Genomic DNA, 5,198 nt, shown 5'->3' with positions numbered 1-5,198 from the left:
TCTTAGCATCATCAATTGTTGCTTTAGATACTTCTTTTGTACTTTCTAAATTATTATTATCTGCTACTTTATCTGCTGAATCTTTAGAAGTAGCCTTATCTATATCTGATTTTGCTTTTTCTGCTACTTTATCTATTTTTGCTTTTTCTGCTGCTTTTTCATCTTCAGATAGGTTAGTTAAAGCATCAATATCTTCTTTGGCTTTTTTAGTAGTGTCATCAACTACTGTTTTAGCCTTATCTTTATCATTAACCAATTCACCTTCATTTTTAGCGTTATCTACAGCTGTTTTATCATTAGCATTGGCAATTGTTTCTTTTGCTTTTTCTAAATTAGCNTATCTTTATCATTAACCAATTCACCTTCATTTTTAGCGTTATCTACAGCTGTTTTATCATTAGCATTGGCAATTGTTTCTTTTGCTTTTTCTAAATTAGCTGCTGCTTTATCTTTTGCCGCTTGTTTTTCTTCAGGTGTTAAGTTTGGTAAAGCATCAATTGCTTTATCATTCGCATTTGCATGATCATCCAGCTCAGCTGTTGCTTGAGATTTATTATTATCTAATGCATTCGCTTCTTTTGCTGCATCAGCTGCTGCTTTATCTTTTGCCGCTTCAATTGCTTCTTTTGCTTTTTGAGCATCTTGTGCAATTTTATCTTTTGCTTTTTGTTTTTCTTCGTCTGATAAATTAGTTAAAGCATCAATTGCATTTTCAGCTTCTGTTTTAGCTTTTTCAATTTCATCTTTAGCTTTATCCTTATCCACAGTTACAACAACTGCAAAGTCTTGTTTCACTTTACTGTCAGTATCAAAGTTGTGATTACCACTAAAATTATCTGATACAACTTTATAACCATCTTTGATTAATTTATCTAATGTAGCTGTATATTTATCTTTATTAATAGGAGCTTTAGAATCACCTTGTAAATCAATGGCATCAGCTACTGATGTACCATCTTCTGTTTTGAAAGTAATTGTTGCTTGTTGCATATCTTTTTCATAAACAATTTGTGTATCTGCTGTTGGATCAGTAACTTGTGGTGCATTATATCCTGCTGATGGATTATTAACATCTTTTAATGTTAAAGCAGTACCGTTTACTTTTGGTGTTAAACCTTCAACATATTTAATAGTTGCTTTAGTTGTATCAATTGTTGTTGCATCTGTACCATTTGGATAGGCTTGATTTTCGATTGCAGTTTCACCATTAGGAACAGTTGCTACAAAATTACCAACTTTTTTATAAATTACTTTAATAGTTTCATTTTCATCAGCTGCTGTCGCTGTTTTAGCTGGTACATTAGCTTTATCTGCTACATAACCCTCAATTTTTGGTGTATTAACAACTGCAAAATTATTACCTTCTGCTTTCCATGCTTGTTCGACTGTCTGACTCGCATTATCCGGGTTAACATATGTAACTTCTCCTGTTTCAGGATTAACTAAAGCATCACGTTTAAATGTTGCAATTTGTGTTTGTGTAGATGCTTCTGTTGCTGTTGATTCTTGCCCATTTTCTTCTTTAACATAAGTAACTGTTCTATTTACTATTTTATTCAAACTATTTTCATCCACACCAGCTGGATATTTTGGATTACTTGGATTATCTGGATAATTTGAATCTTGAATAGCTTCATCTTTATTTTTTGGTGCTGTTGAAGGTACTTTTACTAAATCTAATACTTTCACAGTAAAAGTTTGTGTTGCTGATGATTTACCTTCGCTATCTACAGCTTTAGCTGTAATTGTATACGTACCAGCTGTTGAAGGCGTATAGCCACCTTTATCTGTAATTTGAATCGACGGTTTAGTTGCATCTACACCATCACGATCATCTTCTAAATCTGTTTTTGTAATTTGCGCTTGAGTTTCTAATTCAGCATCTGTTAAAGCATTAGCTCTCACATAATGTTTAAGTTCATTTTTACCAATAGTCAATGCTGGCGCATTGTTTAATACATTAGTTTTACCTTCTGCTGATTCGTTTCCTACATAATCCGTTGCAGTTGCTATAATCTTGTCAGTACCTTCTACTAAATTAACATCTGACGGTATAGGTAAAATTAATTTATCACCTTGTTTTGCTAATTTTGTACTATCTTGGTACCATTCACCATCTTCTTTTCTAGTTAAAAAAACTGTTTTATCACCTGGGAATTTGACCGTCATTACTGCTAACTTACTATGTACTTGATCACTACCAGTACCAATTGTATTATCTACTTCTGTACCATCTGTACTTTCTGTCGGTGGTGTAATCAATAATTGTTTAGGTTGATTTAATGCTTTATTTTCACCGTTAATACCATCTGTATGTACTTCTTCTAAAACAGGTGCATTTGGCACTTTACTATCTATATAAATAGTACGTGTAAACTCAAAATCTTTTGCGTTTGTAAATTTTGTTGAAGAAACATCAGTTGCAGAATAGCCACCATCATCTATAGCATCATTTTTATTAACATCACGTCCACCTAATAAATAACCTGATGTTACTTTAAATGTTGCTGTTCTCTCTTGATCATCTACAACAGTGAACGGGATTTTAAAACTAACTGTATCTTTTTGTGGCAATAACCGTTGAGCACCTTTACCACCACTACTATATATCGCATTTAATCTAAAATTCAAAGTTCGTGTAGCTTCGTCATACGTAGAAGAAGCAATATATGGCCCAAAATTACGACCTGGTGCTGTTTTATCTTTTTCAGAAATTGTTACGCCTTCAGGAATAACTACATTTACTCCAAAACTTGTAGCTAATTCCATTGCACCCATATTTTTTAAGTCAAATAAAAATTCACCTTTTTGATCTTTTTTATAAATACGATATTTACCGTATTGACTTGTTTTCTTGTTACTACGTACATCCGTTATCGTTTGAATAGCTGGTCCAGTAACTAAGTTAACACCACCAAGTAAAAATCCATCTTGTAAATTTTTACCTGAATTTGCTGAACCATTTTCTAATGCTTCAATTTTAATTTTAATTTTTGTTGTATTATCTGGAATTGAATATAAACGAGAAAGTGCATTCCAACCACCTGTAGCTCCTGCTCCAGAAGCTGGATTACCTTTAGGACCACCTTCAATTGATTGCTCATTTTTATCATTTGATGTTGTTGCATCACTTGTTGTAATAATAGCATTTGTATTTGCATCTAAAACTGTAACTTTAATTTTTTCACCTGCTGGTAAATTATTCTCTGCTCCATAAGCACCATTATATAATACACGTAATGCTAATTCTGAATTACCATTAACATCAAAAGTTTTTTCTAATACTTTACCTTGTTGTCCCAATTCTAAATAATAACTACCACGTGTTGCCGAATCATTAATTCCTGTTAATGGTGGTGTTCCAACCACTGTACTTAAATATTTAGCATCTCCTGCTGACGTAGCAATATTACCATTATTATCATACACTTTAGAAGGTGCATATGGCTTCACAATATTTGTAACTCTTTTTTTACCTTCACCTGACTCTAATTCAAGTTCTTGTGGTCTTTTTGTACTATCTGTGCCAGTTACATCTTCTGGTTTAATAGCAACAATTTTTCCATTACCACCACTAATTGTCCAACCATCAATAGTGCCTGAAAATTCTTTTTCTTTCCAACGATAAGTAATATCACCTAACTCCTGATTTCCTTTTGAGCCACTTGTCGCTACTTTTTGATTAGTAATTGTTTTTGATTTTGCATTAGCTCCACTAAAATCAATATTCCCAAATTGATTTTGAATATTCACAAAAACACCATCATTTGGGTTATTCCCTGTACCAGCTGCATTATTATACACCACTGTTTCTTCTGTTACTTCTGGTTCACTTGCTGCTCTTAATGTACTTTTTCTAAATTTATTTGTTATTTCTGGTTGTGGTACTACAGACGTTTTTTCTTCTACTGATTCAGAAACAACAGATTTTGTTGTTTCTGATTTTGAAGATATTTTGACTTCTTCTGATGATGTTACTATTGGTTCTGAAACTTCTGATGTAACTGTTTCTTCTGTTGCTTTAATAACTGTAGGTGTTGAAACTGGTACCACTTCTTCTGTTGCTTTAGTTTCAACTGATACTGGAGCTGAAACTACTTCTTCCATTGCTTTAGTTTCAACTAACGGTGTAGTTGGCACTGGTTCCGCTGTTGTTTTTTCTTCTTGATTTGCATCAGCTGCATACGTTTGATTCGTTAATCCTAAGAATAACAAACCACCTACCACAACTGAAGCCACACCAAACTTCATTTTTTTAATCGAATAATATTCAACTTTACGTGATTGTTTTTGCTGCAGTAACTTTTGATTATTCTTACTTACCATAATTACACTCCTTATATTTTTAATTCAAATTATAAACCACGTATCACTATAATTTAGCATACACAACCATTATACTAATAATAACAAGTATTTGAAAGTATTTTTTACAAATCAATATTTATATTAAGACACATAAATAATTGTATCTACTGCGGAGTTCAAAATCCTATGGGGGTAAGAAGGTTTAAAGCCTTTAAAATAAAAAACGACAAAGTAAAAACTGATTTTAAAGGTTTTTACTTTGTCTATTTATATAAAATTAGAAAATTACGACTATCAAAAAATAAGAAATCACTCTATAATTAAGTTACTACACAAAAACTAAAGGAGTGATTTCATATGAACATTATAACACAATTAAATCTGTTTGAGGAGTACGAATTAGGAGGAAGAATTAATTGAAAAAACGTTTTATAATGTATCATATTCATTCTAGATTTTCTAAATATTTACTTCTTAATCCAATAATTTCTTAAAATATTTGACAATTAGTCACTATCACTTGCCATAGTCTATATACATTTAAATACATTCTTCTATATATTTTTATTTCAAACAAACTTATTTATAAAAATTTTCAAACATTATCATTTTATTTTTGGATCTTTTATACTATTATATATTCTTTAGGAGGAAATTTAATATGAAAAAAACAAACGTTACATCAAAGCGTATTAGGTATACATTAAGAAAATTAGCTATTGGTACAATCCCTGTGGTCATTGGGGCTACATTTATTACGCCACAAACTACAGTTAATGCAACAGAAAATTATCGTTATGCTTCGACCCCTTTGCCAGGTTCCAATTACACAGAGTTTTTTATGAATCACAACTATCAACCACAATACAAAACACGCACTCAACAACAAG

General features: G+C 31.6%; 3 protein-coding genes. 1 reads left to right on the top strand and 2 read right to left on the bottom strand.

The annotated features are described in order from the left end of the window. Window positions 1–256 (bottom strand): DUF1542 domain-containing protein (locus tag AC5EAH_RS07685; protein ID WP_493494194.1); only part of this gene is annotated, 256 nt, incomplete at its 3' end. A gap of 71 nt (window positions 257–327) precedes the next feature. Further along, window positions 328–4,326, bottom strand: a complete 3,999-nt coding sequence (locus AC5EAH_RS07680) for a mucin-binding protein (protein ID WP_493494193.1) — start codon at window positions 4,324–4,326, stop codon at window positions 328–330. A gap of 643 nt (window positions 4,327–4,969) precedes the next feature. On the opposite strand from AC5EAH_RS07680, the gene AC5EAH_RS07675 reads away from it, so the two are divergent. Beyond that, on the top strand, window positions 4,970–5,198 hold a 229-nt coding region (locus AC5EAH_RS07675; RefSeq protein ID WP_493494192.1), incomplete at its 3' end, for a YSIRK-type signal peptide-containing protein.

It is taken from the genome of Staphylococcus sp. B1(2026) (genome assembly GCF_058895785.1).
The sequence above is the reverse complement of the archived record's forward strand: the minus strand, read 5'-3'. Positions and strand labels throughout refer to the sequence as shown.